This window comes from Pseudomonas sp. TMP9, assembly GCF_037943105.1.
GTDB lineage: Bacteria > Pseudomonadota > Gammaproteobacteria > Pseudomonadales > Pseudomonadaceae > Aquipseudomonas.
Window position 1 is genome coordinate 3,712,261 of sequence record NZ_CP149803.1, and the last position, 25,766, is coordinate 3,738,026.

A 25,766-nucleotide genomic window follows, 5' to 3' on the forward strand; every position below is an offset into this window, starting at 1 on the left:
TTACCGGGCCATTCTAACGGCCTAACACCCTGCCCCCAACGCCGCTGGCAGACTGATTAAACCCTGCATGCTAGAGTCGCCGGCATATTTTTTGAGGGTTTATTGATGCGCGCTTTTCTGCTGCTGAGCCTGTTTAGCCTGTCTGGTTTAGCCTGGGGCGAAGCCTGTGTGGTGCATAGCCAAGCTGAGCGGTTGGATGTGAAGGTCTGCCAGCAGAACCGTAGCATCCCGCCCAACCTGTTCCGCACTGGCTTCTGCCAACCGCAGCTAAAGGGGCAAAAGGTCGCGGTCGAGTTTGTCGAACAGTGCCCGCAGGGCTCCTTCGGCGTGTGCCGCAACGCCACGGTGGGCGGCACGCCCTATAAGCAGGATGTGCACTATTACGGTGTGGCCAGCGACGCCAATTACCTCAAACCTTTTTGCGAGAAGCAGAGCAGGGGTGTGTGGATGGCGCGTTAGCAGCGCCGTGGATGCCTTATCCCGGCATGCCGACTCAAGTACCGACGTGCCGTCCGGACACTAAGGCGACCTGCACCGCCGCCTATTTTTTTGGCAAGCGATTACGCCAACCAGTCTAGGGTCAAGAGCAGCCGCTGTTGGCCAACCGGCAGTTGCGGCGACCTATGGATCAAGCCGCCGCCCTCATTACCGATCCATTTTTCACCCTTGGCCAGCAGCACGTCACCCGTCTTGGCGCGCTCGATCAGCGCCGCATCAGTGGGCTCGGCGGTCGGATCACCCAGACGACGCCGCGCCATAACACCTTCAGCCAGCCACTCACTGCCAACGCCGGCGTAGCTGGTGATCAGCCTGACCGGCACTTGATCAACGTGAAAGCGCGGGCACATGGCCTTGTCGAGAATGCGCAGGCGCACGCCGATGCGCTGGGCATCGAACAGGCAAGCAAATGCGCTGATCAGCCAGCTGACATCCTGCAAAAAAGCCGCCTGCCCGGGGAGATCGCTGTAAGTATCGACCAGCCCACTCAGGTTCGGCTCGCTCTCCGGGCTGGGCAGCTCTAGCACGCTGGAGTGCCCCAATGGCCTGCCTTGGGCCAGCAAGGCGCTGGCAAAACCACTGACCTGCGCCGGTAATTGACGCTGCCAGACGGCCAGGTTGACCTCGTCACGCAGCACCTCACCGAGCACCTCGATCTGCTCGCGGCTGACCTGCTGCAACGGTTGACGCAAAACTGGCGCCAGCATCAGACGGCCTCCTCCTGCCAAGGGCCGAACGGGTCCGGCAGCGCCAACCAAGCGCCCACGCCCTGAGCCATTTCGGCATCGGTCAGCAGGCAGGCATTCAGCTCGGCATGCAGTTGCGCGAAGTCGATGTTCTGGCCAATAAACACCAGCTCCTGACGGCAATCGCCACTTTGCGCCTCCCAGTTTTTCATGATCGCCTGCAGCCCTTCGTCGTCGGTCGGCCACTGATCTTTCGGCACAAACCGCCACCAGCGCCCGGCAAAACCATGGCGCATCAGTCCGCCCGCCTGCGACCAACTACCAGCCTCTTGGTGCTTGCTGGCCAGCCAGAAGAAGCCCTTGCTGCGCAGCAGGCGGCCGTTGGTCCACTCACGGTTGATGAAGGTGAAGAAGCGCTCAGGATGCAACGGCCGACGCGCCCGGTACGCCGTGGAGGCGATGCCGTATTCCTCGGTTTCCGGAATGTGCTCACCGCGCAGTTCTTTGAGCCAGCCCGGCGCTTGGGCCGCGCGCTCGAAATCAAAACGACCGGTGTTGAGGATTTTGTTGAGCGGCACCGCGCCCATGGCCATGGGGATGATCTCGGCGTGGGTGTTGAGCCCCTTGAGGATGGCCATCAGCTCTTCGCGCTCGCGGCTGCTGATCAGGTCGATCTTGCTCACCAGCAGTACATCGGCGAACTCCACTTGTTCAATCAGCAGGTCGGTAATCGAGCGCTCGTCGTCTTCACCGAGGGTTTCGCCCCGGCTGGCCAGGCTCTCGGCTTCATGGAAGTCGCGCAGAAAGTTCACCCCATCGACCACCGTCACCATGGTGTCCAGACGCGCGACATCGGCCAGGCTCTGGCCGTCTTCGCCGCGGAAGGTGAAGGTCTCGGCCACCGGCAGCGGTTCGGAAATACCGGTGGACTCGATCAGCAAGTAGTCGAAGCGACCATCACGGGCCAGACGGCCGACTTCTTCCAGCAGGTCTTCGCGCAACGTGCAGCAGATGCAGCCGTTGCTCATTTCCACGAGCTTTTCTTCGCCACGGCTCAGGCTGACATCGCGCTGAACTTCGCTGCCATCGATGTTGATCTCGCTCATGTCGTTAACGATTACCGCGACTTTCAGCCCCTGACGGTTTTTCAGGATGGCGTTAAGCAAGGTGCTTTTACCGGCACCGAGAAAGCCGGACAGCACGGTTACAGGAAGACGATTGGTCATGATTTCAGGCTCCATCATTGTTCGGTATGGCGTAGGTGTTTTTCGCGTTGCTCTTGGCGTTCTTTGGCTTCGATGCACAGGCTGGCGGTGGGCCGCAGCAGAAGGCGCTTAAGGCCGATGGGCTCACCGGTCTCAATGCACCAGCCAAACTCACCCCGGGATAGGCGACTAAGGGCTTGGTTGATCTTGTCGAGCAGCTTTTTCTCCCGCTCCAACAGGCGCAGCTGCCATTGGCGCTGCTCTTCGGCGCTGCCGATATCGGCGGGGTCGCTGCTGGTTTCGCGCTCGCGCAGGCCTTCGAACTCTTCGCTAATTCGCGCTTGCAGCTCGTCGCGCTGGACGATTAGCAAGGCGCGGAAGAACTGCAGCTGGGTGTTGTTCATGTAGTGATCAGCTGGCTGGGCCAGCAGTTGTTCCTGGCTAATCAGGCTCGTGCTCATGATGCGAATTCACTGGTATATGGCTTTAATTGTTATAACATAACATTTATCACCCGCCGCCACCTCGGATTTTCAGATGAATGCACTCACCCTGCCGGACATCGCCAGCCAGGCGAGCCACCATGCACAGCGCCTGGACTGGGTGGGCATGGGCGACATTGCCCTGCCTGTGTTGCTGGCCGACCAGCGCATCAATGCCCGCGCCAGTGCCGGCGTCAGCCTCGACGATGGCAATGCCCGTGGCATTCATATGTCGCGGCTGTACCTAGCGCTGCATGCGCTGGAAGCGCACCCCCTGACTCCGGCCGTGCTGCAAGAGTTGCTCAACAGTTTTTTGCGCAGCCACGAAGGCCTGTCGCAAGCGGCCAGCGTGACCCTTAACGGCGACGCCTTGTTAAGTCGTCCGGCGCTGGTCAGCCCATTGTCGGGGTGGAAGTCCTACCCCTTCGAAGTGCGTGCACGCCAGGATTCATGGGGGTTTCACGTGGAACTACAGGTGCAGGTGGCCTATTCCTCGACGTGCCCCTGCTCAGCCGCACTGGCCCGCCAGTTAATTCAGCAGCAGTTTTCCCACGACTTCGCCGACCAGCCGCTCAGCCATGCACAGGTGCTGGCATGGCTCGTTTCGCCTCACGGCATCGTCGCCACACCGCACAGCCAGCGCAGCTACGCCACCTTGCAGGTGCGCCTGCAGGCCGACAGCACAGAGTTGCCACTGGTTGAGCTGATCGACGCCGCCGAACAGGCCCTCGGCACTGCCGTGCAGACGGCGGTAAAGCGCGCCGATGAGCAGGCCTTCGCCCTGGCCAACGGGCAAAACCTGATGTTCTGCGAAGACGCTGCCCGCCGCTTGCACAGTGCCTTGCGCGAACAACCGGCCTTCAGCGCCTTTCACCTGCGCGTGGTGCACGCGGAAAGCCTGCACGCCCATGATGCGGTTGCCATCAGCCGTTGGAACTGGAGCCCGGCATGATCCACTGCCACAACCTGCAATGGGGCCCTGCCGGACACCCACTGACCCCACCCTTGAACCTGCACTTGCCCCGCGCCAGCCTGACCGGGGTGATCGGCAGCAACGGCTGTGGCAAAAGTAGCCTGCTCAAGGTCATCGCCGGCATCGCTCAACCTTTGCGCGGGCAGGTCGAACTGACCGTACCGCGCTTGGGTGGCGTGGGCTACCTAGTGCAACAGCAGGCACTGGACCGGCAATTCCCGATCACCCTGCAGGATCTGGTCAGCGCCGGGTTATGGCGCAGCCGCCTGAGTCGCCCGCAACGTCAGGCGCGGTTAGAGCAGGCATTGGCCGACTGGGGCCTGAGCGAGTTGCAACAGCACAGCCTGCAAGCGTTGTCCGGCGGTGAATTGCAACGCGCCCTGCTTGCCCGCCTGAGCCTGACCGAGGCGCAGGTGCTCTTGCTCGATGAGCCAGAGGCCGCACTGGATGAACACGGCCTGACCCTGCTTTGGCAGCACATCGCACGCTGGCAGGCAGAAGGCCGCACACAAATGGTCGTCAGCCATTCCCTTAGCCACATGAGCCAGCACTTGGACAATGCGCTGCTGGTGTCGCGCAGCGGCTGCATCTTCGCGCCGATTCGTGAGCTGATGGGCCAACGCTCGCCGCTGGAGCACGTGGCGTGAGCCTGGAGCTGCTGTGGACGCCTTTCGTCGAGTTCGCCTTTATGCGCCGCGCGTTGTTGGGCGGCGTGGCGCTGGCGATGAGTGCCGCACCACTGGGAGTGTTTCTGGTGTTGCGTCGTTTGAGCCTGATGGGCGATGCGATTGCCCACGGCATCTTGCCTGGCGCGGCAGTGGGCTTCTGGTTGTTTGGCCTGAGCCTGCCAGCGTTGACGCTTGGCGGGCTGGTCGCTGGCCTTGGCATGGCCGGAATCGCCGCCTGGGTGACGCGGCGCACCGGCCTGCGTGAAGACGCCAGCCTGGCCGCGATTTATCCGATTTCGCTGGCCAGCGGCGTGTTGCTGCTGGGCCTGGCCGGCAATCAACTCGACCTGCTGCACTTGCTGTTCGGCTCGGTGCTGGCCGTGGACCCACCCACCCTGAACGGCATGTTGCTGGTGTCCATCGGCAGCCTGTTGCTGCTCGCCCTGATTTACCGCTGGCTGCTGATGGACAGCCTCGACCCGCTGTTTCTCGGCGGGGTCAGCCGCTTCGGCCCGCTGGCCTACGGGCTGTTTCTGGGTTTGGTGGTGCTCAATTTAGTGGTCGGCTTTCAGGCCATCGGCGCGCTGATGGTGGTCGGTTTGATGATGTTACCGGCCGCCGCCGCACGGTTCTGGAGCCGCCGCCTGCCGCGCATGTTACTGCTCGCCGCCCTGACCGGCGCAACCTGCGTCTGGCTCGGCCTGCTGCTCTCCTACTACGCCAACCTGCCCAGCGGTCCGTGCATCGTGCTGCTCGCCGGCCTGGCTTACATCGGCTCCGTTGCATTTGGCCCACTAAACGGCCTGCTGCGTCGTCCTCCGCATTTATCTCACGCACCCTAAGGAATCCACCATGCGCACCCTGATTGCCCTGCTGACCTTAAGTTTTGCCCTGTTCGCCCACGCTGAAGAGAAGCTCAAAGTTGTTACCAGCTTTAGCATTTTGGCCGACATTACCCAGCAAATTGCCGGAGATAAGCTCGAAGTTCGCAACCTGGTGGGTGCCGACGCCGATGCGCATGTCTATCAGCCCAGCGCTGAGGATGCCAAAGCGGTATTCGCCGCCGACCTGATCATCGCCAACGGCCTGGGCTTTGAACCTTGGCTGGCGCGCTTGATAGCCAGCAGCGAGGCACCCGGTACACGCATCGATGCCAGCACCGGCGTACTGCCGCTGATGCTCGATGAAGACGGCCAGCAGGTGGCCGATCCGCACGCCTGGCAGAACCTGGCCAATGCCGAGATTTACGTACGCAACATCACCAAGGCGCTGAGCCAGATCGATCCGGCCAACGCAGAGTTTTATGCCTACCGCAGCGAGGCCTATATCAGCCAGATTCGCGCCCTGCTGAGTGAAGCCCGCGCCAGCCTGGGCAAACTGCCACCGGCACAGCGCACGATCATCACCAGCCATGACGCCTTCGCCTACCTGGGTCAGGCCTACGGCCTGAAATTTGTCGCGCCGCAGGGCTTGAGCACCGCCGATGAACCGTCCGCCGCCGACGTGGCCGGGCTGATCCGGCAGATTCGCGGCGACGGGGTAAAAGCCGTGTTTGTTGAAAACATCCGCGACCAACGCCTGATCCAGCAAATCGCCAGCGAGGCTGGGGCCACAGTCGGCGGCACGCTGTACTCCGATGCGCTGGCCAGCGAGGGACCGGCCAGCACCTACCTGGGCATGTTCAAGTACAACCTCGACACCCTGCTGGCCGCACTAAAGCCATGAACCTATGGTTGAAACAGATCGGGCCAGCGGGGCGACATTCGTCCGCTGATCAGCCCATTTAGTCGTTATCCTGCACGCCCACACCACCAAGGAAGCCCATGAGCCTTACCAAGCGCGAGCAAAGCCGAATCGAACGGACACTGGCCGCGGCCCTCACCGACGCCTGCGAAGCCGGCAAGGTAGAAATTGTCGGCTTCCAGTGGCTGACCCATGACGTCGATTACCAGCGCTTCCCAGAAAGCCTGCGGGTGATCTGGGTCTTCGCCGGGCAGGCGGAACAGGACGCCGCCATCGCCAAGGGACAGGATCGCCTGATGCAGACACTCACCGCTGGTGCTTTAGAAGCAGCGGCGATTCAACTCGAAACGCTCCCAACCCACGTGCACTTCGACAACGAACAACAGTGCCTGAGGGTCGATGGCGGCAACTGGCAACAACGCCTGACACGCCAACGTTCGAGCAAGCGCTGAAGCATGGCTAAAGAGATTGGGAACCCCTGTATTTCCGTCTGCCAGTTGAGCGGCGACCTCTGCCTGAGCTGCGGGCGCAGCAAGGCTGAGATCAAACAGTGGAAGCGCATGAAGCGCCCGGAAAAGATGGCCGCCGTGCAACGCGCCAGCCAACGCCTGAAAAGTCTGAACAAGAAGAAACCCTGAGCGGGTTCTGCAATCCAGAGCGACTCAATCACCTTGAGCAATGCGCCGCCGCACGCTGACAATACTGAGCATTCACATCGACAGAGGCGCCGAACCCCTTTGATCTATCTGCGGCCCTACCAACCTCACGACCTGCCCGCCATCGTCACGCTGTTTCAGGCCTCGGTGAGCCAGTTGACCACCGAGACACTACGACGCAGCGCAGCGTCAGGCCTGGTCTACCAAGGTTGCGGACATGCCCGCCTGGCAAACACGTTTGGCGTCACTTGAGCTGTTTATCGCAGAAGAAGACCAGACTATCGCCGGCTTTATCGGCTTTAGCCTGGATGGGCATATTGATCTGCTGTTTACCGCACCGGGCTGTGCCCGCCAAGGGGTCGCCAGCACCTTGTATGCCACTGCAGAGCAGCGTCTGCGGGCGACGGGTGTGCGCGAGCTGCATACCGAAGCCCGCCTGGTGGCTCAGGCGTTTTTTGCTGGCCAGGGATTTTCTGCGGAGCAGGCACAGACGGTGGTGCGCGACGCTGTTATTTTGCCGCGCATGCTGATGGGAAAAACTCTGGAGCCGTTATGAATACCCTGACGATGATCGTGCTGACCGCCGTGGTGCTGGCCGCTTGCGCCTTGGCGCTGTGGAGCTGGCGCAACCAGCGCAAACTAGAGAAGTTGGATGAACGCATCAACCGGCAGAGCGAGTTGATCGAACAGCTCGACAGCGTCTTGGAGAACCCGCAGCTCAGCGAAGCCGAGCAGTTGGCAAAAAGTGAAGCCTTGCTGGCCAAGCTGCAGGAAACTCGAAAGCCTTAGGTCCCTAAGGTTGGTCGTGGACGACGCGAATCCAGCCCAAGTAGGACCCAGCTCGCTGGCGATCTGGCGACATTTGCTGATCAAAAGCATCGCGGGCAATAACTGGTCGCCCCCGCGCCTACAAAAGCTAACCCGCGCCCTACCAACCACCGCCGCCACCGCCAGACGAACCGCCACCGGATGAGCCTCCGCCACCCGATGAACTGCTCGACGGCGGTGATGAGGCCAGCGCCGTAGCACTGCTTAGCCCAGCAGCCAAGGCGGCACTCATCGCTAGCGGTGTGCTGAAGCTGCTGCGGCTGTGGTACCAGTCGGGTTGATAGTCACGCTGCGCCGGGTCGATCAACCCGCTGGCCAATGCAGTGCTAAAGCGTGCACTCCACTTATCCTCCACGCCCAACGCCATGGCGTAGGGTAGGTGTTTTTCGTACAGCGCGATGCTCATCGCCGAGGCATTGCCGGCCAGGGCCAGCGCATCACGTTCCGCCAATTGCAGATAGTCGCGATAGCCCTCCAGTTGATCGAGCAAACGCCGCCCTTCGAGTGATGGCGCCGGCAGCAGGTAATAGAACAGCACCACCACCAGCACATACACACAGAGCAGCAGCAAGGCCGGCACCGACGCGGCATCACTGAGCATCCACAGGCCAACCGGCACCGGCCAGACAAACATCAAGCCGACCAGGCCCAAACCGATCTGCTTGCCCAAACTCGGCTGATGCCAGGCCATGTGCAACACAAAGCACGACGGCACACCAAAGCCCAGGGTGAACACCACACCGGCTAAACCGACGGCCATGTCGCTTTCACCGCGCGCGCCGGTCAGCACCATGACCAAGCAGCCGACAACCGCCCACACCAGCCCCCAAGTCCAGATGCCGCGGTTATTGCTGAACCACGCCTTACCCTGGTTTTGCAGCTGGGTTTTAAGCCCGACCACGGCATCCGCTAGGCGCGGCTCGTAGTCGCTGCCAATGTGCAGCGCGATGCCTGCTTTGTTGGCCGGGAACAGGCGTTTACGCAGGTCACGATCAGCCGCGCTGAAGTCGTCCCGCTCACCCGTGCCACGGGCTAAGGTAAACCCGTCGCCGCGCGGCTGGTCTTCGATATGCAGGTGCTTGCGGATGGCCATATCGGTGAGCCACACACTGAATGCCCGCGCATCCTGATAGCGGCCCTTCAGCCCGCGATGCCAGAGATAGCCGGCCTGCACCGCGCTCATGCCCCGTGGAGCCTCGAACAGCGGAATGATCAGGCCTTCCTCGGGGTCGCGGCCGACCCGAACCCAAGCACGCAGATAAAAAATCACCAGGCCGACTAACAGCAGCACGCCCAGGCAAAGGCCGAGGTTATCCCAGAGCACATCGCTACCGCGCTGCAGCATGCTAGGGCGCACCACCCAGCCCGCCGGCCAATCCACCGCCACCGTCAAACCGTGGTAGGCCGGCAAGGCTTGCGTGGTCGCCAGACGCAGGGTGTCGTTGCGCTGCTGAAGCACCTCGTAGGCCTTACCCTGCTCACCGTCGGCTCCGGTGTAGGCCGCCAGATCGCCGATCCGCGCACCCGGCGGCAACTTAACCTCGACCGAGGCCCGAAGAATCGGCAACACCCATTGATTACCGGTGACGTTCCAGTACAGCTCGTCCCTATCGACGTGATGCAGCAACTGCCGCTCAACTCGGTAACGCAGCTCGTATCGATAGCGCCCCGACTTCAACACGTGGTCTGCGGAACCCAGGTAATAACGCACCCACGCACCGTTGCGCTCGGTGCGGACACGCTCTGGCGTGCCATCACGGGTGACGCCAAGCAACGTAATGGGTCCACTCGTATGCAAGCCCAGAGACCGTTCATAGCTGACCGGCAGATCACGGTAGATCCCCCGCTTGATCTGCTCACCCTCGGCCTGCACGGTAATGCGCTCAATCACCAGCAGAGTGCCGTCCGGCTGCACCTGAAGGGTGACGGCAAAGTCCTCAATCACCTCGGCGGCAGTCGCCCACACTGGCAGCAGGCATAGGCTTAACAGCGCTAAACGTATGACGCGCAGCATGTCAAAACTCCATTTTTGGCGACTGGGCGTCAAGTGGGTCATCCAGGCTAAAGTACTCGGCCGAGGTAAAAGCAAACGTGCGCGCCACTAGGTTGCTCGGCACCGACTCGACCCGCACATTCAGTTCACGTACGGCGCCGTTGTAGTAACGCCTGGCCATCTGAATATGATTTTCGACCTCCGTGAGGGTACGTTGCAGGTCAAGAAATTGGCCGTCAGCCTTGAGCGCTGGGTAATTTTCGACCAATGCGAACAGCTGGCGCAGCTGGCTGCTCACGTGCGCCTCCACCGGCGCGCGCTGGTCCAGCGGTGAATCAGCCAGTTGCAGCGCACGCACACGCTCCTGCACCAGCGCCTGCAAGGTGGCCTGCTCGTAGTCCATGTACTGGCGCACGCACTCGACCAACGCCGGAATCAAGCTGGCGCGGCGCTTGAGCTGCACATCGATGCCGCTCCACGCCTCGGCCACCCGCGCACGGTTAAATACCAGGCGGTTGTAGTAATAAATCGTCACCCCCGCCAACAGCAGCAGCGCTGCGCCCCACCAAAGCCCCGTACCTTGCATCGTCACTCCTCGTTAACCCGGCCGTTAAAACCCACTTGATCACGCGCATCACTCGGCTGCCCCTGACAGTAGCCCGCGCTGAGTGCGCATGCAGGCACACCCAGTAACGCCAGCAAGGCGGACATCCTGCCGCGATGGCCGTATCCTGCAACGCCAGCCAACCGCGAGGCACCCCATGCAGATCGAGTTACTGGAGATCCGCGACCACCTGCAGCGCTTCCCGCCCTTCGATGCCCTGCCCGAGGACAGCCTCGACAGCATCACCCGCCAGGTCGAGGTGGCCTATTTCAAAGCGGGCACCGACATCCTTTTGTATGGCGCGGCCATCCACGAGCTGCATTACGTGCGCAGCGGCGCGGTGGAAATCTACCGGCGCAACGGTGAGCTGTACAACCGCCTGAGTGAAGGCGACATTTTCGGCCAGTCCGGCTTGCTGCGCAGCAATAAAGTGCGCTTCCCGGCACGCGCCATCGAAGACTGTTTAATCTACTTTATCCCCGCCGCGCTGTTCGCCCAGCTGTGTGAGCAACACGACAGCTTTGCCGACTTCGTCGAGGCCGAGGGGCAGTCACGGCTCAAGTCCGCCGTGGAAAGCCAGGGTAAGGCCAGCGACCTGATGCAGGTGAAAGTGCGCACCCTGATCTCTCGTCAGCCCGTTTGCACCAGCCAAGACACGCCGGTGCAACAAGCCGCGCAACTGATGACTGAGCAAAGCGTATCGTCGTTGGTGATCCTCGATGGTGCTGAGGCCGGCTCTGCCATGGTCGGTATCCTCACCGACCGCGACCTGCGCACGCGCGTGCTGGCAATTGGGCTGGACACAGCAACCCCAGTGAGCCAGGTGATGTCGCCCAACCCCATCACGATCCAGCCTGATGACAGCGTGTTCGAAGCCATGTTGAGCATGTTGCGTCACAACATCCACTACCTGCCGGTGATTCAGCGCCGCCGCCCCGTGGGCATGATCAACCTCTCCGACATCATCCGCTACGAGTCGCAGAGCAGCCTGTATCTGGTCAATTCGATCTTCAACCAACCCGATGTCGCCGGTCTGCAAAGCCTGCTGCCCGACCTGCGCGGCACCTTCGTGCGCATGGCCAACGAACAGGCCACCGCGCACATGATCGGCAGCGCCATGGCAGGCATCGGCCGGGCTTTCACTCAGCGCCTGCTGGAATTGGCCGAACAAAAACTCGGCCCACCGCCGGTGCCTTATTGCTTCCTCGCCGCCGGTTCCATGGCCCGCGATGAACAACTGGTGGTGACCGACCAAGACAATGCGCTGATTCTCGATGACCGCTTCGACCCTGACCTGCATGACGGCTACTTTGCCGAGCTGGCCACCTTTGTCAGCGACGGCCTCGCTGCCTGCGGCTACACCTATTGCAAGGGCGGGATCATGGCCACTAATCGGCAGTGGCGGCAGCCGCTCAAGGTCTGGCGCGGTTATTTCAGCCAGTGGATCGACCGGCCCAACCCGCAAACCCTGCTCAATAGCTGCATCTTCTTTGACCTCGACGGCGTGCACGGTGAAATCGAGCTGGCGGAAAACCTCAAAGATCTGCTCGCGGAAAAAGCCAGCAACGCCCCAGCCTTCCTCGCCGCCCTGGCCCGCAACGCGTTGAATCGCACACCGCCACTGGGCTTCTTTCGCACCTTCGTGATGGAAACTGACGGCCAGCAGAAACACATCATCAACCTCAAGGGCCGCGGCACCGCACCGCTCACCGACTTGATCCGCGTGCACGCGCTGGCGTGCGGCAGCAAGGCACAGAACTCGCTGGAGCGCCTCGACGCCATCGCCAAAACCAAACTGCTGCAACCCGAGGCCATCAGCCAACTGCGCTACGCCCTGGAGTTTCTCAGCCGAGTGCGCATCCGCCATCAGGCCAATGCGCTGAGCGAAGGCCGCGAGCCGGGCAACTACATCGAGCCAGAGAAAGTCTCGGCCAGTGATCGACACAACCTCAAGGAAGCCTTTCAGGTATTGAGCAACGCGCAAAAGTTTCTACGCTTCCGCTACCCCGCGCAGCCGGGCAAGCTTTGATGACGCGCCCTACCGCGTCAGCCGCCAACGCCCCGTTCGACTGGGCTGAACAGTTCGCCCGGCTTGCCAGCATCACGCAAAACCCTCGCTTGCAGGCGTTCTACAAGGCCGGCGTAGTCAGCCCCGACACGCCGCTGGAACACGTGCCGCTGATGGCCCTGGATGTGGAAACCACCGGCCTTGACGCCCACCAACACGCCATCGTCAGCCTCGGCCTAGTGCCGTGCACCCTGCGCCGCATCCGTTGTGGCGACGCGCTGTATTGGGTGGTTAAACCGGCCAGTGAGCTGAGCAGTGAGTCGGTGACCTTTCACCACATCACCCACTCAGACATCCGCCACGCGCCGCGCTTGGGGCAGATCCTCGACGAACTGCTCACAGCCATGGCCGGTAAGGTTATGGTGGTGCATTACCGCACTATCGAACGTAATTTTCTCGATCAGGCAGTGCGCCAGCACCTCGGCGACGGTTTGCAGTTCCCGGTGATCGATACCATGCAACTGGAGGCTCGCCTGCATCGCCAGCCGAGCTGGTGGGAGCGCTTGCTGCGGCGCGAGCCGGTATCGATTCGTCTGGCCGACAGCCGTTTGCGTTACGGCCTACCGCTGTATGGCGCGCACCACGCATTGACTGATGCGCTGGCCACCGCTGAGTTACTGCAAGCACAAGTGGCCACGCACTACTCGGCGCAAACGCCGGTGGGTGAGTTGTGGAGTTAAGGCAGCAGCGGTAGCCGCTTTGCTAGGCTCTGCCGCAAGAAGGTGAGGGAGGCAACGTATCGCCGGCGAGCCTGCGCCTTAAAGGTGCCTGTTGCTGCACACCAACCATACGGACCTAAAAAAACGCGCCCGAAGGCGCGCTCTTGTCATGCTTAACAACGGGTATCAGCGCGGTTCGCTCATCAAGCCTTTGACGATCGAGATACAGCCCACCAACAACACAAGGGTGAACGGTAAACCGGTCGACACTGCCATGGCCTGCAAGGCGACCAGTCCGCCACCCAGCAGCAAGGCAATGGCCACCACACCCTCGGTAATCACCCAGAATACCCGCTGCGGTACCGGTGCATTGACCTTGCCGCCGGCGGTGATGGTGTCGATCACCAGCGAACCGGAGTCCGACGAGGTGATGAAGAACACGATCACCAGCACAATGCCGACAAACGAGCTGATCTGCGCCAACGGTAACTGCGCCAGCATGGCAAACAACTTCAGCTCCAGGGCGGCCTCCTGCACGCCGGTAAAGCCGTCGCCGACTAGCTGGCTAATGCCAGTTCCGCCAAAGGCTGTCATCCACAACACCGACACTAAGCAAGGCACCAGCAGCACCGCAATCAGGAACTCACGCACCGTACGGCCACGGCTGACCCGCGCGATAAACATGCCCACAAACGGTGACCAGCTGATCCACCATGCCCAGTAGAAAGCCGTCCAGCCTTGGCTGAAATTGGCGTCTTCACGGGCAATCGGGTTAGACAGCGCCGGCAGGTATTGCAGGTAGGCGCCGAGGTTGTCGAAGAAGCCAGTAATGATGGCCAGCGTCGGGCCGGCGATGATGACAAACAACAACAGCAGGATCGCCAGGCCCATGTTCAGTTCAGACAGGCGCTTAACGCCTTTATCCAAGCCAACCAGCACTGACAACAGGGCGATGCCGGTGATGCCGATAATCAGCAAGACCTTGCTCAGGTCTGTGGCGGCAATGCCGAACAGTTGATCCAAACCTGCCGCCGCTTGTTCGGCACCCAGACCAAGGGATGTCGTGAGGCCGAACAGGGTGGCGAATACGGCGAGAATATCGATGATATGCCCAGGCCAGCCCCACACCCGCTCCCCGAGGATCGGGTAGAAGATCGAGCGCATCGACAGCGGTAAGCCTTTGTTAAACGAGAACAACGCCAGCGCCAGCGCTACAATCGCGTAAATCGCCCAAGGGTGCAGGCCCCAATGGAAAATGGTCGCCGCCATGCCCAGGCGCGCTGCCGCCTCAGCATCACCGGCAGCGCCAGCCAGGGGTGCCCAATCGGTGCGAACTCCGTCGGCACCCACGCTGACACCATCCATGGCCGCCGAGAAGTGCGACATCGGCTCGGCCACGCCATAGAACATCAGGCCGATGCCCATTCCCGCCGCAAACAACATGGAAAACCAGCCGGTGTAGCTGTAATCCGCTGTGGCGTCCTTACCGCCGAGCCGGACCTTGCCCAATGGCGAGACGATCAGGCCGAGGCACAGCAGGACAAAGATATTCGCCGAACCAATAAAGAACCAAGACAGGTTGCCGGTGATCCAGCCACGAATGGCACTAAACAAAGGCTCCACATGGTTCTGCAGGGCCAAGGTAAGCACCACGAACAGCAACACCGTGAGTGCCGAAATAGTGAAAACCTTGCCGTGGATATCCAAGGCAAATAAGAACTGACCTTTGATGTTGTCTTGACCAATCACATAATCGGTATCGATCAGATTGGCTTCGCCGGAAGGGGCCGGAATGCCGTCGTAAGATGCCGTTGCTGGTTGCGCAGGCGTTTCAGGTGGAGAGTTCTGACCCATTAGGGACTCCTTTGACGTGTGGCACGCGTAGCGCGCACAAGGACAGGATTGCCCTACTCGAACAACCACCAAACCGGCAATTGTCGGGCTATAGGGTAGCAGCCATCACCCATACGTGCCGGCGATGCCCCAATGTTGGCGGACATAACCGTTGGCTTTACGGTTTTTTAAATCCCCTAAGTCAGATTTTTTGACGCCCCGAGGACCTTACCGCTCGACTGGGTAGACGCTGCTGCCCTTGCGCCAGTGCTGAGAGGCAAGCGGCCCTCGCGTTGCACGTGTCGTGCTCGACGAACTGCGGATAGCGGCATCAGCGTAAACAGTCAGAGGAGCCGTTACTGGCACTGCGCTTTGCTGCAGCAGAAAATCAACGCTCGGGTTAACCACTTGGGTCAGGTTTAGAGGCGTTATTGGGTATACAAGCCCGCTGAATAGCCGATCAATCGACAGCCTAAGCAAGCTTGGCTTGTCTAGTTCAACAGTGAATCACTAAGGTGACGGTCCCTGTCACGCGCTGTACCTGAGAACCTGAGGCTCGGCTATGGCTACCAAGGATGAATATGCCTAGGGCCACTCTGATTGCTTCGCTCGCGCTGGCTATGACTGCGTTTAACGCCGGCGCGCGTGATGCCGATGAAGTGGTCACCTCCGATCGCCAAAACCCAACCGTCTCAGCGGCTGTGCGCCAAGCTCAGGCGGGTCTGAGCGAGTTTCTCACCCTAGCTGCCAAGCCACCCGCCAATACCCGTGACTTCAAAGTGCAGGTCATGGTCGAGGACAGTAATGGTATTGAAACCTTCTGGATCATCCATTTTCGCCCCATTGACCGAGGCTTTATCGGTGAAGTGGCCAACGAGCCACGCATTGTTAAAAGCGTCAGCTGGGGACAACAACTGCGCTTTAACCGTGAGCAAATCACGGACTGGGGTTACCTCAAGAACGACCGCCAAGTCGGAAGCTTTACTGTCTGCGCGCTGTTTAAAGAAATGCCTGCCGAACAGGTGGAGTTTTACCGCCGCGAGCATGGCTTTGACTGCTGAACCGCCAGCTGGGTAACGTCCTCATCCTTTAATCTTACTTGTCCAGTCAGCGACACACACCGCTGCCGGTTGCGATTCTTTAACGAACTAACAGCGGCGGCTGTTGGCTGATCTACCTGCGCAACAGCCAGCGTATTAACACCCGCGCATCGTCCAGCGCCGGCATGGCTGCTAGCAGCACCAGCAGCAGGGCCAGTGGTACGGTGGAGATGTACCCCAGGTAGTTAAAACCCAGCGCGCCGATCACAGCACCTGAGAAAAAAAAGCAGGTCAGCAGGCTCAATACCCGCAAGCGTTGGCGATCGGATATTACCCGGCCAATATCGGGGTTACGGCTATGATTCCAGTACAGCATCTTGCCCAGTTCAATACCGATGTCAGTGATGATGCCGGTGATATGCGTGGTACGGATTTCGGCCTTGGAGAGTTTGGTAATCAGCGCATTTTGCAGGCCCATGATGAAACACAACAGCATCACTGTGAGCGGCACAAACAGACCTGTGATCGTCGCCAGCGTCGCCCCAAGAAAGCCGAAACACAGCAGCAGCAGCGCCTCCAGCATGAGCGGTAACGCGTATTCGCTGTGCAACTGGCGGCGGCGCGAGTAATTGACCATCACCGTCGAACATGCAGCGCCCAAGACAAACGACAGCAGGCCACCAAGACCACCCAACACCAGGTCATACGTACCCAGAACAATGTTGTCGGCCATGGCCGAAACGATGCCGGTCATGTGCGAGGTGTATTGCTGCACCGCGAGAAAACCACCCGCGTTAATCGCCCCGGCGACAAAGGCCAGGGTAAACCCCAGATGCCGGTTGGCCGCAGCAGTGCGCTCACGACCGGTCAGGCTTCTCGCATAATGAATGGACATCGTTGATCCTCAGAGATGAATCTCTGCGCCTTTGATGCCAAGTAGCCGCAGTTCTTCGATCAGGCCATTTAGATCAGCGAAGGACTCCACCTGCTCCTGCTGGTCGACTAAGAAAAAACTGGTGCCTGCGCCTTTCTTCAACAGCACGATCCACTCCCGAGTATTGGCTGGGTTGACGATGATGTGAGTATCAAAAAACGCGCCTTGCGACTGTTTAACTTTTATCTCTTCACGCTGCATGCGCCAGCCCTTGTTTATTCAACGGTTACGCTCTTAGCCAAGTTACGGGGTTGATCAACATCGGTACCTTTGAGCACGGCCACGTAGTAAGACAGCAATTGCAGCGGAATGGTGTACAGAATCGGCGCTAACGCGTCGTGGATGTGCGGCATGTTCACCACATGGGTGCCCTCGCCGTTGCGCATACCCGCTTGCTCATCGGCAAACACCAGCAGTTCGCCGCCGCGGGCGCGCACTTCTTGCAGGTTCGATTTGAGTTTTTCCAGCAGCTCGTTATTGGGCGCGACGGTGACCACCGGCATATCGCTGTCCACCAACGCTAACGGGCCATGTTTAAGCTCGCCGGCTGGGTAGGCTTCGGCATGGATATAGGAAATTTCCTTAAGTTTAAGCGCACCTTCCATGGCCACCGGGTACATCGCACCACGGCCAAGAAACAGGCTGTGATGCTTTTCAGCGAACAGCTCGGACACCTTCTCCACCACGCTGTCCATGGCCAACGCTTCACCGAGGCGGGTCGGCAGGCGGCGCAGCTCTTCCACCAACTCGGCTTCTAGGGCTTTATCTAGTGTGCCGCGCACGTGACCGAGAGACAGGGTCAACAGCATCAGCGCAACCAGCTGAGTGGTGAACGCCTTGGTCGAAGCCACACCGATTTCCGGGCCAGCCAGGGTCAGCAGGCACAGGTCAGATTCGCGCACCAGCGAGCTGATGCCGACGTTACAAATCGCCAGGCTGGCTAAGTAACCCAGCGCTTTACCGTTACGCAGAGCCGCCAAAGTGTCGGCTGTTTCACCGGATTGCGAGATGCTGATAAACAATGTATCCGGCTGCACCACCACCTTGCGGTAGCGAAACTCGCTGGCCACTTCGACCTGACAGGGAATCCCCGCTACGCCTTCTAGCCAGTAACGCGCCACCATACCGGCATGATAGCTGGTACCGCAGGCAACGATTTGCACGTTACGCACCTTGGCAAACAGCTCGGCGGCCTGCGGGCCGAAGGCCTGTACCAGAACGTGGTCAGTGCCTAAGCGGCCTTCGAGGGTGCGTTGCACGACTTTGGGCTGCTCATGGATTTCCTTGAGCATAAAGTGCCGGTACTCGCCTTTTTCAGCGGCCTCAGCACCTTCATGGTATTGCACGCTTTCGCGCTCAATCGGCTGACCCGATACATCCCATATCTGTACGCTGTCACGACGAATTTCAGCAATGTCGCCTTCTTCTAAGTACATAAAACGGTCGGTGACTTGCCTCAGAGCCAGCTGGTCGGACGCGAGGAAATTCTCACCTAAGCCCAAGCCGATCACCAACGGGCTGCCACTGCGCGCAGCGAGCAAACGGTCCGGTTGCTTGGCGCAAATCACGGCCAGGCCATAGGCACCCTGCAGTTGCTTGACCGCTTGTTTGAGAGCGAGGGTCAAGTCTGGCTGAGTTTTCTGAATCTCAGCGAGCAGATGCACGATCACTTCCGTGTCGGTATCCGAGCTGAACACGTAACCTAAGCCCTGCAGTTGAGCACGCAGTTCTTCATAGTTTTCGATGATGCCGTTGTGCACCACGGCGAGCTCGTCACCGGAGAAATGCGGGTGCGCATTACGCTCGCTGGGCACGCCGTGCGTCGCCCAGCGGGTGTGCGCAATGCCCAAGCGACCGGCCAGCGGTGCTTCGCTTAGCGCAGCGGCTAATTCGCTGACTTTACCGACCCGACGGCTGCGTTGCAGCACGCCTTGGTCGTTCAATAACGCCACGCCGGCGCTGTCGTAACCGCGGTATTCCAGGCGTTTAAGGCCTTCAACCAACACGGCCGTGATATTACGTTCGGCGACTGCACCTACGATCCCACACATATATTCTCCTCAGCTCAGGCTTCTACAGCAGCGCAGATCAGCTTGATGCCGCGCTTGGTCAATTGGTCACGGGCCTCGTTATCGAGGCGCTCGTCGGTTATCAGGGTATGGATACCGCTCCAAGGCAGCTCCAAATTAGGAATTTTGCGGCCTATTTTGTCGCTCTCAACCATCACCACCACTTCACGGGCCACGTCTGCCATAACCCGGCTTAGGCCGAGCAATTCATTAAAAGTGGTGGTGCCTCGGCTTAGGTCGATGCCATCGGCACCGATAAACAACTGATCAAAGTCATACGAGCGCAGCACCTGCTCAGCCACCTGGCCCTGGAAGGATTCGGAATGCGGATCCCACGTACCGCCAGTCATCAGCAGCACCGGCTCATGTTCCAGTTCGCTGATGGCGCGGGCCACGTTCATCGAATTGGTCATGACTACCAAGCCGGGCTTATAGCCGAGCTGAGGAATCATCGCCGCTGTAGTGGTACCGCTGTCGATGATGATCCGTGCGTGCTCGCGGATAAGCGCCACACCGGCGCGAGCGATGGCGTATTTGTACTGTGAAATCGGCTGGATATCGCTGATCAGTTCCTGGGGCATCGGCACCGCACCGCCGTAGCGACGCAGCAGCAGGCCGCTCTTTTCCAATGCGGCGAGGTCTTTGCGAATGGTTACTTCAGAGGTGGCGAAAGCTTTCGACAAGGCATCCACACTCACCTCACCTTGCTCAGCGAGCAGGGCAAGAATGCTATGGCGTCGTTGCGGGGTGTTGCGTTTCGACATGCTAAGTTTCGATTCGAAAGATACAGGTGCGAATCAAAACCTAACGAGACGTCTTCGTCAAGAGGAAAACCGATGGAATGTGTAGGATGGGCGGGCCGCGTAGGCGAATCGCGAAGCGGCGAAACCCAGCGCTCGTAAGCATGGGTATCGCCACGCTCAGCCCATCTACGGCATCACTTGTTAATCTTTACCGGGCGCTTCCAGCCTTCAATATTGCGCTGTTTAGCGCGGCCGACCGCTAAGGTGTTAGCCGGTACGTCACCGGTGATCACCGAGCCGGCGCCGGTGGTCGCACGGTCACCGAGGGCCACGGGTGCAACCAAAGCACTGTTGGAGCCGATAAATACATCCTCACCGAGCACGGTTTTAAACTTGTTGGCACCGTCGTAATTACAGGTGATGGTGCCGGCGCCGATGTTGCTCCGTGCGCCGACCTGAGCGTCGCCCAGGTAGCTCAGATGGCCAGCTTTAGCGCCTTCGCCCAAGGTGGTGTTCTTCAACTCAACAAAGTTACCCACATGGGCCTTGGCACTTAACACCGAGCCAGGTCGCAGCCGCGCAAATGGACCGCAATCCGCACCCTCACCCACATCAGCGCCTTCCAAATGGCTATTGGCTTTGATGATCGCGCCCTTACGCAGGGTGCTGTTAATGATCACGCAGTTCGGCCCAATCTGTACCCCATCTTCGATGACCACCCGGCCTTCGAGAATCACGTTGATATCAATCGATATGTCGCGGCCAACGGTGACCTCGCCGCGCTGATCGAAACGGGCGGGGTCAACCAACGTGACGCCCTGCACCATCAACTTGCGCGCGGCGCGGTATTGATAATGCCGCTCCAGTTGCGCCAGCTGAATGCGGTCGTTGGCACCCAACACTTCCAGCTCATCAGCCGCCTGCTCGGTGGCCACAACCAGACCGTCAGCCACGGCCATGGCAATCACGTCAGTCAGGTAATACTCACCCTGGGCGTTGCTGTTGGACAAGCGGCCGAGCCAGTCAGCCAGGCGCTTGCCCGGTACGGCAAGAATACCGGTGTTGCCTTCACTGATCAGCCGCTGCTCGGCGCTGGCATCTTTGTGCTCAACGATGGCCTTCACCACGCCTAGCTCATCGCGGACGATGCGGCCATAGCCCGTCGGGTCTTGCAGGTTGACCGTCAACAACCCCAGCTGCTGCTCGCTGACCTGTTGCAGCAGACGCTGCAGGGTTTCCACTTCGATCAACGGCACATCACCGTAGAGAATCAGCACACGCTCGGCCATCAACGCTGGCAACGCTTGAGCCACAGCATGACCCGTACCAAGCTGCTCGCTCTGCAGCACGAAATTCAGGTCATCTGCCGCAAGGCGCTCACGCACTAACTCTGCACCATGCCCGATTACTACATGAATGCCCTGCGGTTTCAGCAGACGGGCGGTGTCGATCACATGGCCGAGCATGGCTTTACCGGCAACCGAGTGCAGAACCTTGGGTAAGGCTGAGCGCATGCGGGTGCCTTGGCCGGCGGCGAGAATAACGATATCGAGCGACATGGAGGGCAGATCCTATTGAGTAGCCCGGATTAAATCCGGGGGTGATCGTCCCGAATTACATCCGGGATACCTGCTAAATGACAGGCAAAGAAAAAGGGTAGCCAAGGCTACCCTTTTACTCGCTGGCGATGAAGTGTCGGTGTTACCCGCCGAACTTCTTACGCAGTTGCTGGACGGTACGCAGCTGGGCTGCAACCTCAGCAAGATGAGCAGCGGCAGAACCGTAGTCGAATTCCGCACCCTTCTCGTGCAATGCTTTCTCAGCAGCCTTGAGGGCTTCTTGAGCAGCAGCTTCGTCGATATCGGCAGCACGCTGCACGGTATCGGCAAGCACTTTTACCAGGCTCGGCTGAACTTCAAGGAAGCCGCCGGAGATGTAAAATACCTCAGCTTCACCGCCCAGCTTGATCAAGCGAATCGGACCTGGCTTAAGGTCGGTCAACAAAGGCGCGTGACCGGGCGCAATACCCAGGTCGCCCAAGTTGCCGTGTGCGATCACCATTTCCACCAGGCCGGAGAAGATTTCTCCCTCAGCGCTGACGATATCGCAATGGACTGTCATGGCCATATCTAACCTCACGTTTCGGCCTGATCGCACACTCTTAAGTGTTCAAAAAGACCGTGAGCGCCCGTCACCGGGCGCACCGATTACAGCTTCTTGGCTTTTTCGACGGCTTCTTCAATCGCGCCGACCATGTAGAACGCCTGCTCTGGCAGGTGGTCATAGTCGCCGTTAAGAATGCCGCTGAAACCAGCAATAGTGTCCTTCAGGGAGACGTACTTACCCGGCGAACCGGTAAAGACTTCGGCCACGAAGAACGGCTGGGACAGGAAGCGCTGGATCTTACGGGCACGGGCTACTAGCAGCTTGTCTTCTTCAGACAGCTCATCCATACCCAGGATTGCGATGATGTCTTTCAGCTCTTTGTAGCGCTGCAGCACATACTGCACGCCGCGGGCGGTGTCGTAGTGCTCTTGACCAATCACCATTGGGTCCAACTGGCGCGACGTCGAGTCGAGTGGATCAACTGCTGGGTAGATACCCAGGGAGGCGATGTCACGGGACAGTACAACGGTGGCGTCCAAGTGGGCGAAGGTGGTCGCCGGGCTTGGGTCAGTCAGGTCGTCCGCAGGTACGTATACAGCCTGGATCGAAGTGATCGAGCCGGTCTTAGTCGACGTAATACGCTCTTGCAGAACGCCCATTTCTTCGGCCAGAGTCGGCTGGTAACCCACTGCCGACGGCATACGGCCGAGCAGTGCGGATACTTCAGTACCGGCCAAGGTGTAGCGGTAGATGTTGTCCACGAAGAACAACACATCGCGGCCTTCGTCGCGGAACTTCTCGGCCATAGTCAGGCCGGTCAGTGCGACGCGCAGACGGTTGCCTGGTGGCTCGTTCATCTGACCGTAAACCAGCGCTACCTTGTCGAGAACGTTGGAATCCTTCATCTCGTGGTAGAAGTCGTTACCCTCACGAGTACGCTCACCCACACCGGCGAACACAGAATAACCACTGTGCTCGATAGCGATGTTACGGATCAGTTCCATCATGTTTACGGTTTTACCGACACCGGCACCACCGAACAGACCAACCTTACCGCCCTTGGCGAACGGGCAAACCAAGTCGATAACCTTGATGCCTGTTTCCAGCAGTTCGTTGGAGCTGGCCTGCTCAGCGTAGGACGGCGCAGGACGGTGAATGCCCCAACGCTCTTCTTCGCCAATCGGGCCCGCTTCGTCGATCGGGTTGCCCAGTACATCCATAATACGGCCCAGAGTTTTCACTCCGACCGGCACTTGGATGCCTGCGCCAGTGCTATCGACGTTCAGGCCACGCTTGAGGCCTTCGGTCGAACCCATCGCAATGGTACGGACCACGCCGTCGCCCAGCTGCTGCTGAACTTCGAGGGTGGTTTCAGCGCCAATTACTTTCAGCGCTTCATAAATATTCGGCACTTGATCACGCGGAAATTCCACGTCGATAACGGCGCCGATGATTTGAACGATACGTCCGCTACTCATCTTTGGTTCCTCGAATATTTGAACCGTTCTTAAACCGCGGCAGCGCCGCCGACGATTTCCGAAATTTCCTGGGTGATCGCTGCCTGACGCGCCTTGTTGTAGACCAGCTGCAAACCACTGATCAGGTCACCGGCGTTGTCGGTGGCATTCTTCATGGCGATCATCCGGGCTGCCTGTTCGCACGCATTGTTTTCCAGTACGGCCTGATACACCTGGGATTCGATAAAGCGAACCATCAAGCTATCCAGCAGTGACTGCGCATCAGGCTCGTAGAGATAATCCCACAGCCCCTTTTGCATGCCTTCTTCTTCGGTCGCGGCCAGCGGCAGCAATTGCTGCACTTCCGGCCTTTGCGTCATGGTGTTGACGAATTTGTTCGACACCAGATAAAGGCGATCAATGCGGCCGTCGCCATAGGCGTCAAGCATGACTTTGACACTGCCGATCAGGTCATTGAGTGAAGGCTCTTCACCCAATTTGCTAATTGCTGCAACCACATTACCGCCGTAGCTGCGGAAGAAGCTTGCGCCCTTGCCACCCACTACGCAGAAATCTGTTTGCACCTTGGCTTCACGCCATTCGGCCATATTTTTCAGTAATGCCTTGAACAGGTTAGTGTTCAAACCACCACACAGACCACGGTCACTCGAAACCACGATATAACCGATGCGCTTAACTTCGCGCTCCACCATAAATGGGTGGCGGTACTCCGGGTTGGCGTTGGCTAAATGGCCAATAACCTGACGGATACGCTCGGCATAGGGACGACCAGAAGCCATGCGCGATTGAGCCCTGCGCATCTTGCTGACCGCCACTTTCTCCATGGCGCTCGTGATCTTCTGCGTGCTTTTGATGCTCGCGATCTTACTGCGAATCTCTTTTGCGCCTGCCATTTCACACCTTTTGGTTCAAGCAGGCGGGGGTTAATCAACCCCCGCTGCGGTTACCAGGTTTGGGTGGCTTTGAAGTTCTCGATACCGGCTTTGAGGCCCGCATCGATCTCGTCGTTAAAGTCACCCTTCTCGTTGATCTTCGCCATCAAAGCGGCGTGATCACGGTTGAAGTAGGCAAGCAGCGCTGCTTCAAAAGTGCCTACCTTCTTCACTTCTACGTCCTGCAGAAAACCACGCTCGGCGGCATACAGGGACACAGACATGTCGGCGATGGACATCGGCGCATATTGCTTCTGCTTCATCAGCTCGGTAACGCGCTGACCATGCTCAAGCTGTTTACGCGTAGCTTCGTCCAGGTCAGAGGCGAACTGGGCAAATGCAGCCAATTCACGGTACTGAGCAAGAGCGGTACGAATACCACCGGACAGCTTCTTGATGATCTTGGTTTGGGCAGCACCACCTACGCGGGATACCGAAATACCGGCGTTCACCGCAGGACGGATGCCCGAGTTGAACATGGCCGATTCCAAGAAGATCTGACCGTCGGTGATCGAGATCACGTTGGTTGGAACAAATGCGGAAACGTCACCGCCCTGAGTTTCGATGATCGGCAGAGCGGTCAGCGAACCAGTTTTACCGGTAACGGCGCCGTTAGTGAACTTCTCTACGTACTCTTCGGATACGCGTGATGCACGCTCCAACAGACGGCTGTGGAGATAGAACACGTCGCCTGGGTAGGCTTCACGGCCTGGCGGACGGCGCAGCAGCAGGGAAATCTGGCGGTAAGCCACGGCTTGCTTGGACAGATCGTCATAAACGATCAGCGCGTCTTCACCGCGGTCGCGGAAGTATTCGCCCATGGTGCAACCGGCGTACGGTGCAATGAACTGCAGCGCAGCGGATTCGGACGCGGAAGCCGCAACGACGATGGTGTTAGCCAACGCGCCGTTTTCTTCCAGCTTGCGCACCACGTTAGCGATGGTCGACTGCTTCTGACCAATGGCTACGTAGACGCACTTAATGCCGCTGTTCTTCTGGTTGATGATGGCGTCGATGGCCAGAGCGGTTTTACCGATCTGACGGTCACCGATGATCAGCTCACGCTGGCCGCGGCCAACCGGAATCATGGCATCGACCGATTTGTAACCGGTTTGCACTGGCTGATCGACCGACTTACGCCAGATCACGCCCGGAGCAACTTTCTCAACGGCATCGGTAGCTTGAGCGTTGATTGGGCCTTTGCCATCAATCGGGTTACCCAATGCATCAACAACGCGACCGAGCAATTCCGGACCAACCGGAACCTCAAGGATACGGCCGGTGCACTTGGCGCTCATGCCTTCAGCCAGGGTGGTGTAAGCACCCAAAACAACTGCACCCACGGAGTCTTGCTCCAGGTTCAGTGCCATGCCAAAAACGCCACCAGGGAATTCAATCATCTCGCCGTACATCACGTCAGCGAGGCCGTAAATGCGCACGATACCGTCAGAAATACTGACGATGGTGCCTTCATTACGGGCTTGAGCGGTCACATCCAGCGCGCCAATGCGCTGCTTGATGATTTCGCTAATTTCGGAAGGATTCAGTTGCTGCATGCCAGTTCCCTC

Annotated in this window: 27 protein-coding genes; 12 read left to right on the plus strand and 15 right to left on the minus strand. The window is 59.4% G+C overall.

What is annotated here, in order from left to right:
* The first annotated feature begins 105 nt into the window (after positions 1-105).
* The gene (locus tag WF513_RS17375) at positions 106-459 is read left to right on the plus strand and encodes an NADH:ubiquinone oxidoreductase (RefSeq protein ID WP_339080662.1); all 354 of its coding nucleotides are present in this window, start codon (positions 106-108) and stop codon (positions 457-459) included.
* Positions 460-560: 101 nt separating this feature from the next.
* On the opposite strand, the gene WF513_RS17380 is transcribed toward WF513_RS17375, so the two are convergent.
* From WF513_RS17380 to dksA, 3 genes are read right to left on the minus strand one after another with little or no spacing between them, the layout of a single operon-like run.
* Positions 561-1,205, minus strand: a complete 645-nt coding sequence (locus tag WF513_RS17380; protein WP_339080663.1) for a DUF1826 domain-containing protein — start codon at positions 1,203-1,205, stop codon at positions 561-563.
* A complete protein-coding gene (gene zigA / locus WF513_RS17385) occupies positions 1,205-2,410 on the minus strand; it encodes a zinc metallochaperone GTPase ZigA (RefSeq protein ID WP_339080664.1) in 1,206 nt (401 codons plus the stop codon). The genes WF513_RS17380 and zigA overlap by 1 nt, the downstream gene beginning before the upstream one ends.
* A 14-nt stretch (positions 2,411-2,424) precedes the next feature.
* On the minus strand, positions 2,425-2,835 hold the full coding sequence (gene dksA, locus WF513_RS17390; protein WP_339083647.1) for an RNA polymerase-binding protein DksA: 411 nt from the start codon (positions 2,833-2,835) through the stop codon (positions 2,425-2,427).
* A gap of 91 nt (positions 2,836-2,926) precedes the next feature.
* Here dksA and folE2 point away from each other — a divergent pair, with 91 nt between their 5' ends.
* The 8 genes from folE2 (at position 2,927) to WF513_RS17430 (ending at position 7,700) form a co-directional block, all read left to right on the plus strand.
* Positions 2,927-3,823, plus strand: coding sequence for a GTP cyclohydrolase FolE2 (gene folE2 / locus WF513_RS17395; RefSeq protein ID WP_339080665.1), 897 nt, complete (start codon positions 2,927-2,929; stop codon positions 3,821-3,823).
* Complete coding sequence (locus WF513_RS17400) at positions 3,820-4,491, plus strand: ATP-binding cassette domain-containing protein (protein WP_339080666.1); 672 nt, start codon at positions 3,820-3,822, stop codon at positions 4,489-4,491. The genes folE2 and WF513_RS17400 overlap by 4 nt, the downstream gene beginning before the upstream one ends.
* Positions 4,492-4,532: 41 nt before the next feature.
* Positions 4,533-5,354, plus strand: coding sequence for a metal ABC transporter permease (locus tag WF513_RS17405; RefSeq protein WP_339083649.1), 822 nt, complete (start codon positions 4,533-4,535; stop codon positions 5,352-5,354).
* Between the two features lie 10 nt (positions 5,355-5,364).
* On the plus strand, positions 5,365-6,237 hold the full coding sequence (locus WF513_RS17410) for a metal ABC transporter substrate-binding protein (protein ID WP_339080667.1): 873 nt from the start codon (positions 5,365-5,367) through the stop codon (positions 6,235-6,237).
* A 98-nt stretch (positions 6,238-6,335) separates the two neighbouring features.
* Complete coding sequence (locus WF513_RS17415; protein ID WP_339080668.1) at positions 6,336-6,707, plus strand: hypothetical protein; 372 nt, start codon at positions 6,336-6,338, stop codon at positions 6,705-6,707.
* 3 nt (positions 6,708-6,710) lie between these two features.
* Complete coding sequence (locus tag WF513_RS17420; protein WP_339080669.1) at positions 6,711-6,893, plus strand: DUF1289 domain-containing protein; 183 nt, start codon at positions 6,711-6,713, stop codon at positions 6,891-6,893.
* 235 nt (positions 6,894-7,128) lie between these two features.
* Positions 7,129-7,467: a GNAT family N-acetyltransferase gene (locus WF513_RS17425; protein ID WP_339080670.1), complete on the plus strand. Its 339-nt coding sequence runs from the start codon at positions 7,129-7,131 to the stop codon at positions 7,465-7,467.
* On the plus strand, positions 7,464-7,700 hold the full coding sequence (locus tag WF513_RS17430) for a hypothetical protein (protein ID WP_339080671.1): 237 nt from the start codon (positions 7,464-7,466) through the stop codon (positions 7,698-7,700). The genes WF513_RS17425 and WF513_RS17430 overlap by 4 nt, the downstream gene beginning before the upstream one ends.
* Before the next feature lie 139 nt (positions 7,701-7,839).
* Here the strand turns inward: WF513_RS17430 and WF513_RS17435 are convergent, their stop codons facing one another.
* Positions 7,840-9,753, minus strand: coding sequence for a DUF2207 domain-containing protein (locus WF513_RS17435; protein ID WP_339080672.1), 1,914 nt, complete (start codon positions 9,751-9,753; stop codon positions 7,840-7,842).
* 1 nt (position 9,754) lies between these two features.
* A complete protein-coding gene (locus tag WF513_RS17440) occupies positions 9,755-10,318 on the minus strand; it encodes a LemA family protein (protein WP_339080673.1) in 564 nt (187 codons plus the stop codon).
* 175 nt (positions 10,319-10,493) lie between these two features.
* Here WF513_RS17440 and WF513_RS17445 point away from each other — a divergent pair, with 175 nt between their 5' ends.
* On the plus strand, positions 10,494-12,365 hold the full coding sequence (locus WF513_RS17445; protein WP_339080674.1) for a DUF294 nucleotidyltransferase-like domain-containing protein: 1,872 nt from the start codon (positions 10,494-10,496) through the stop codon (positions 12,363-12,365).
* Complete coding sequence (locus WF513_RS17450; RefSeq protein WP_339080675.1) at positions 12,365-13,084, plus strand: 3'-5' exonuclease; 720 nt, start codon at positions 12,365-12,367, stop codon at positions 13,082-13,084. Before WF513_RS17445 ends, WF513_RS17450 begins: the two co-directional genes overlap by 1 nt.
* Positions 13,085-13,249: 165 nt before the next feature.
* Here WF513_RS17450 and WF513_RS17455 read toward each other — a convergent pair whose 3' ends face one another.
* Positions 13,250-14,917, minus strand: coding sequence for a BCCT family transporter (locus tag WF513_RS17455; protein ID WP_339080676.1), 1,668 nt, complete (start codon positions 14,915-14,917; stop codon positions 13,250-13,252).
* Positions 14,918-15,477: 560 nt separating this feature from the next.
* Between WF513_RS17455 and WF513_RS17460 the strand changes: the two genes are divergently transcribed.
* Entirely contained in the window at positions 15,478-15,957 is a 480-nt protein-coding gene (locus WF513_RS17460) for a DUF2314 domain-containing protein (protein ID WP_339080677.1), read from the plus strand.
* Positions 15,958-16,069: 112 nt separating this feature from the next.
* Here the strand turns inward: WF513_RS17460 and WF513_RS17465 are convergent, their stop codons facing one another.
* The 9 genes from WF513_RS17465 to atpA all read right to left on the minus strand — a co-directional run bounded on the left by WF513_RS17465 (position 16,070) and on the right by atpA (position 25,754).
* Positions 16,070-16,831 carry a YoaK family protein gene (locus WF513_RS17465; protein WP_339080678.1) on the minus strand — a complete coding sequence of 254 codons (762 nt, stop codon included), beginning with the start codon at positions 16,829-16,831 and terminating at the stop codon, positions 16,070-16,072.
* Positions 16,832-16,840: 9 nt separating this feature from the next.
* Positions 16,841-17,071 carry a hypothetical protein gene (locus WF513_RS17470; RefSeq protein ID WP_339080679.1) on the minus strand — a complete coding sequence of 77 codons (231 nt, stop codon included), beginning with the start codon at positions 17,069-17,071 and terminating at the stop codon, positions 16,841-16,843.
* Positions 17,072-17,085: 14 nt separating this feature from the next.
* Positions 17,086-18,921: a glutamine--fructose-6-phosphate transaminase (isomerizing) gene (gene glmS, locus WF513_RS17475; protein ID WP_339080680.1), complete on the minus strand. Its 1,836-nt coding sequence runs from the start codon at positions 18,919-18,921 to the stop codon at positions 17,086-17,088.
* Positions 18,922-18,935: 14 nt separating this feature from the next.
* Positions 18,936-19,703 carry a DeoR family transcriptional regulator gene (locus WF513_RS17480; RefSeq protein ID WP_339080681.1) on the minus strand — a complete coding sequence of 256 codons (768 nt, stop codon included), beginning with the start codon at positions 19,701-19,703 and terminating at the stop codon, positions 18,936-18,938.
* A 173-nt stretch (positions 19,704-19,876) separates the two neighbouring features.
* Positions 19,877-21,241 carry a bifunctional UDP-N-acetylglucosamine diphosphorylase/glucosamine-1-phosphate N-acetyltransferase GlmU gene (gene glmU / locus WF513_RS17485; RefSeq protein WP_339080682.1) on the minus strand — a complete coding sequence of 455 codons (1,365 nt, stop codon included), beginning with the start codon at positions 21,239-21,241 and terminating at the stop codon, positions 19,877-19,879.
* Between the two features lie 142 nt (positions 21,242-21,383).
* Positions 21,384-21,809 carry a F0F1 ATP synthase subunit epsilon gene (locus WF513_RS17490; protein ID WP_339080683.1) on the minus strand — a complete coding sequence of 142 codons (426 nt, stop codon included), beginning with the start codon at positions 21,807-21,809 and terminating at the stop codon, positions 21,384-21,386.
* An 80-nt stretch (positions 21,810-21,889) separates the two neighbouring features.
* Entirely contained in the window at positions 21,890-23,266 is a 1,377-nt protein-coding gene (gene atpD, locus WF513_RS17495; RefSeq protein ID WP_339080684.1) for a F0F1 ATP synthase subunit beta, read from the minus strand.
* A gap of 29 nt (positions 23,267-23,295) precedes the next feature.
* On the minus strand, positions 23,296-24,159 hold the full coding sequence (gene atpG, locus WF513_RS17500; protein WP_339080685.1) for a F0F1 ATP synthase subunit gamma: 864 nt from the start codon (positions 24,157-24,159) through the stop codon (positions 23,296-23,298).
* 50 nt (positions 24,160-24,209) lie between these two features.
* The gene (atpA, locus tag WF513_RS17505) at positions 24,210-25,754 is read right to left on the minus strand and encodes a F0F1 ATP synthase subunit alpha (protein ID WP_339080686.1); all 1,545 of its coding nucleotides are present in this window, start codon (positions 25,752-25,754) and stop codon (positions 24,210-24,212) included.
* Positions 25,755-25,766 lie beyond the last annotated feature (12 nt).

Coding starts and splice junctions, on each gene's coding strand:
- WF513_RS17375 (WP_339080662.1), top strand. CDS start 106: ATGCGCGCTTTTCTGCTGCTGAGCCTGTTTAGCCTGTCTGGTTTAGCC.
- WF513_RS17380 (WP_339080663.1), bottom strand. CDS start 1,205: ATGCTGGCGCCAGTTTTGCGTCAACCGTTGCAGCAGGTCAGCCGCGAG.
- zigA (WP_339080664.1), bottom strand. CDS start 2,410: ATGACCAATCGTCTTCCTGTAACCGTGCTGTCCGGCTTTCTCGGTGCC.
- folE2 (WP_339080665.1), top strand. CDS start 2,927: ATGAATGCACTCACCCTGCCGGACATCGCCAGCCAGGCGAGCCACCAT.
- WF513_RS17400 (WP_339080666.1), top strand. CDS start 3,820: ATGATCCACTGCCACAACCTGCAATGGGGCCCTGCCGGACACCCACTG.
- WF513_RS17405 (WP_339083649.1), top strand. CDS start 4,533: ATGCGCCGCGCGTTGTTGGGCGGCGTGGCGCTGGCGATGAGTGCCGCA.
- WF513_RS17410 (WP_339080667.1), top strand. CDS start 5,365: ATGCGCACCCTGATTGCCCTGCTGACCTTAAGTTTTGCCCTGTTCGCC.
- WF513_RS17415 (WP_339080668.1), top strand. CDS start 6,336: ATGAGCCTTACCAAGCGCGAGCAAAGCCGAATCGAACGGACACTGGCC.
- WF513_RS17420 (WP_339080669.1), top strand. CDS start 6,711: ATGGCTAAAGAGATTGGGAACCCCTGTATTTCCGTCTGCCAGTTGAGC.
- WF513_RS17425 (WP_339080670.1), top strand. CDS start 7,129: ATGCCCGCCTGGCAAACACGTTTGGCGTCACTTGAGCTGTTTATCGCA.
- WF513_RS17430 (WP_339080671.1), top strand. CDS start 7,464: ATGAATACCCTGACGATGATCGTGCTGACCGCCGTGGTGCTGGCCGCT.
- WF513_RS17435 (WP_339080672.1), bottom strand. CDS start 9,753: ATGCTGCGCGTCATACGTTTAGCGCTGTTAAGCCTATGCCTGCTGCCA.
- WF513_RS17440 (WP_339080673.1), bottom strand. CDS start 10,318: ATGCAAGGTACGGGGCTTTGGTGGGGCGCAGCGCTGCTGCTGTTGGCG.
- WF513_RS17445 (WP_339080674.1), top strand. CDS start 10,494: ATGCAGATCGAGTTACTGGAGATCCGCGACCACCTGCAGCGCTTCCCG.
- WF513_RS17450 (WP_339080675.1), top strand. CDS start 12,365: ATGACGCGCCCTACCGCGTCAGCCGCCAACGCCCCGTTCGACTGGGCT.
- WF513_RS17455 (WP_339080676.1), bottom strand. CDS start 14,917: ATGGGTCAGAACTCTCCACCTGAAACGCCTGCGCAACCAGCAACGGCA.
- WF513_RS17460 (WP_339080677.1), top strand. CDS start 15,478: ATGCCTAGGGCCACTCTGATTGCTTCGCTCGCGCTGGCTATGACTGCG.
- WF513_RS17465 (WP_339080678.1), bottom strand. CDS start 16,831: ATGTCCATTCATTATGCGAGAAGCCTGACCGGTCGTGAGCGCACTGCT.
- WF513_RS17470 (WP_339080679.1), bottom strand. CDS start 17,071: ATGCAGCGTGAAGAGATAAAAGTTAAACAGTCGCAAGGCGCGTTTTTT.
- glmS (WP_339080680.1), bottom strand. CDS start 18,921: ATGTGTGGGATCGTAGGTGCAGTCGCCGAACGTAATATCACGGCCGTG.
- WF513_RS17480 (WP_339080681.1), bottom strand. CDS start 19,703: ATGTCGAAACGCAACACCCCGCAACGACGCCATAGCATTCTTGCCCTG.
- glmU (WP_339080682.1), bottom strand. CDS start 21,241: ATGTCGCTCGATATCGTTATTCTCGCCGCCGGCCAAGGCACCCGCATG.
- WF513_RS17490 (WP_339080683.1), bottom strand. CDS start 21,809: ATGGCCATGACAGTCCATTGCGATATCGTCAGCGCTGAGGGAGAAATC.
- atpD (WP_339080684.1), bottom strand. CDS start 23,266: ATGAGTAGCGGACGTATCGTTCAAATCATCGGCGCCGTTATCGACGTG.
- atpG (WP_339080685.1), bottom strand. CDS start 24,159: ATGGCAGGCGCAAAAGAGATTCGCAGTAAGATCGCGAGCATCAAAAGC.
- atpA (WP_339080686.1), bottom strand. CDS start 25,754: ATGCAGCAACTGAATCCTTCCGAAATTAGCGAAATCATCAAGCAGCGC.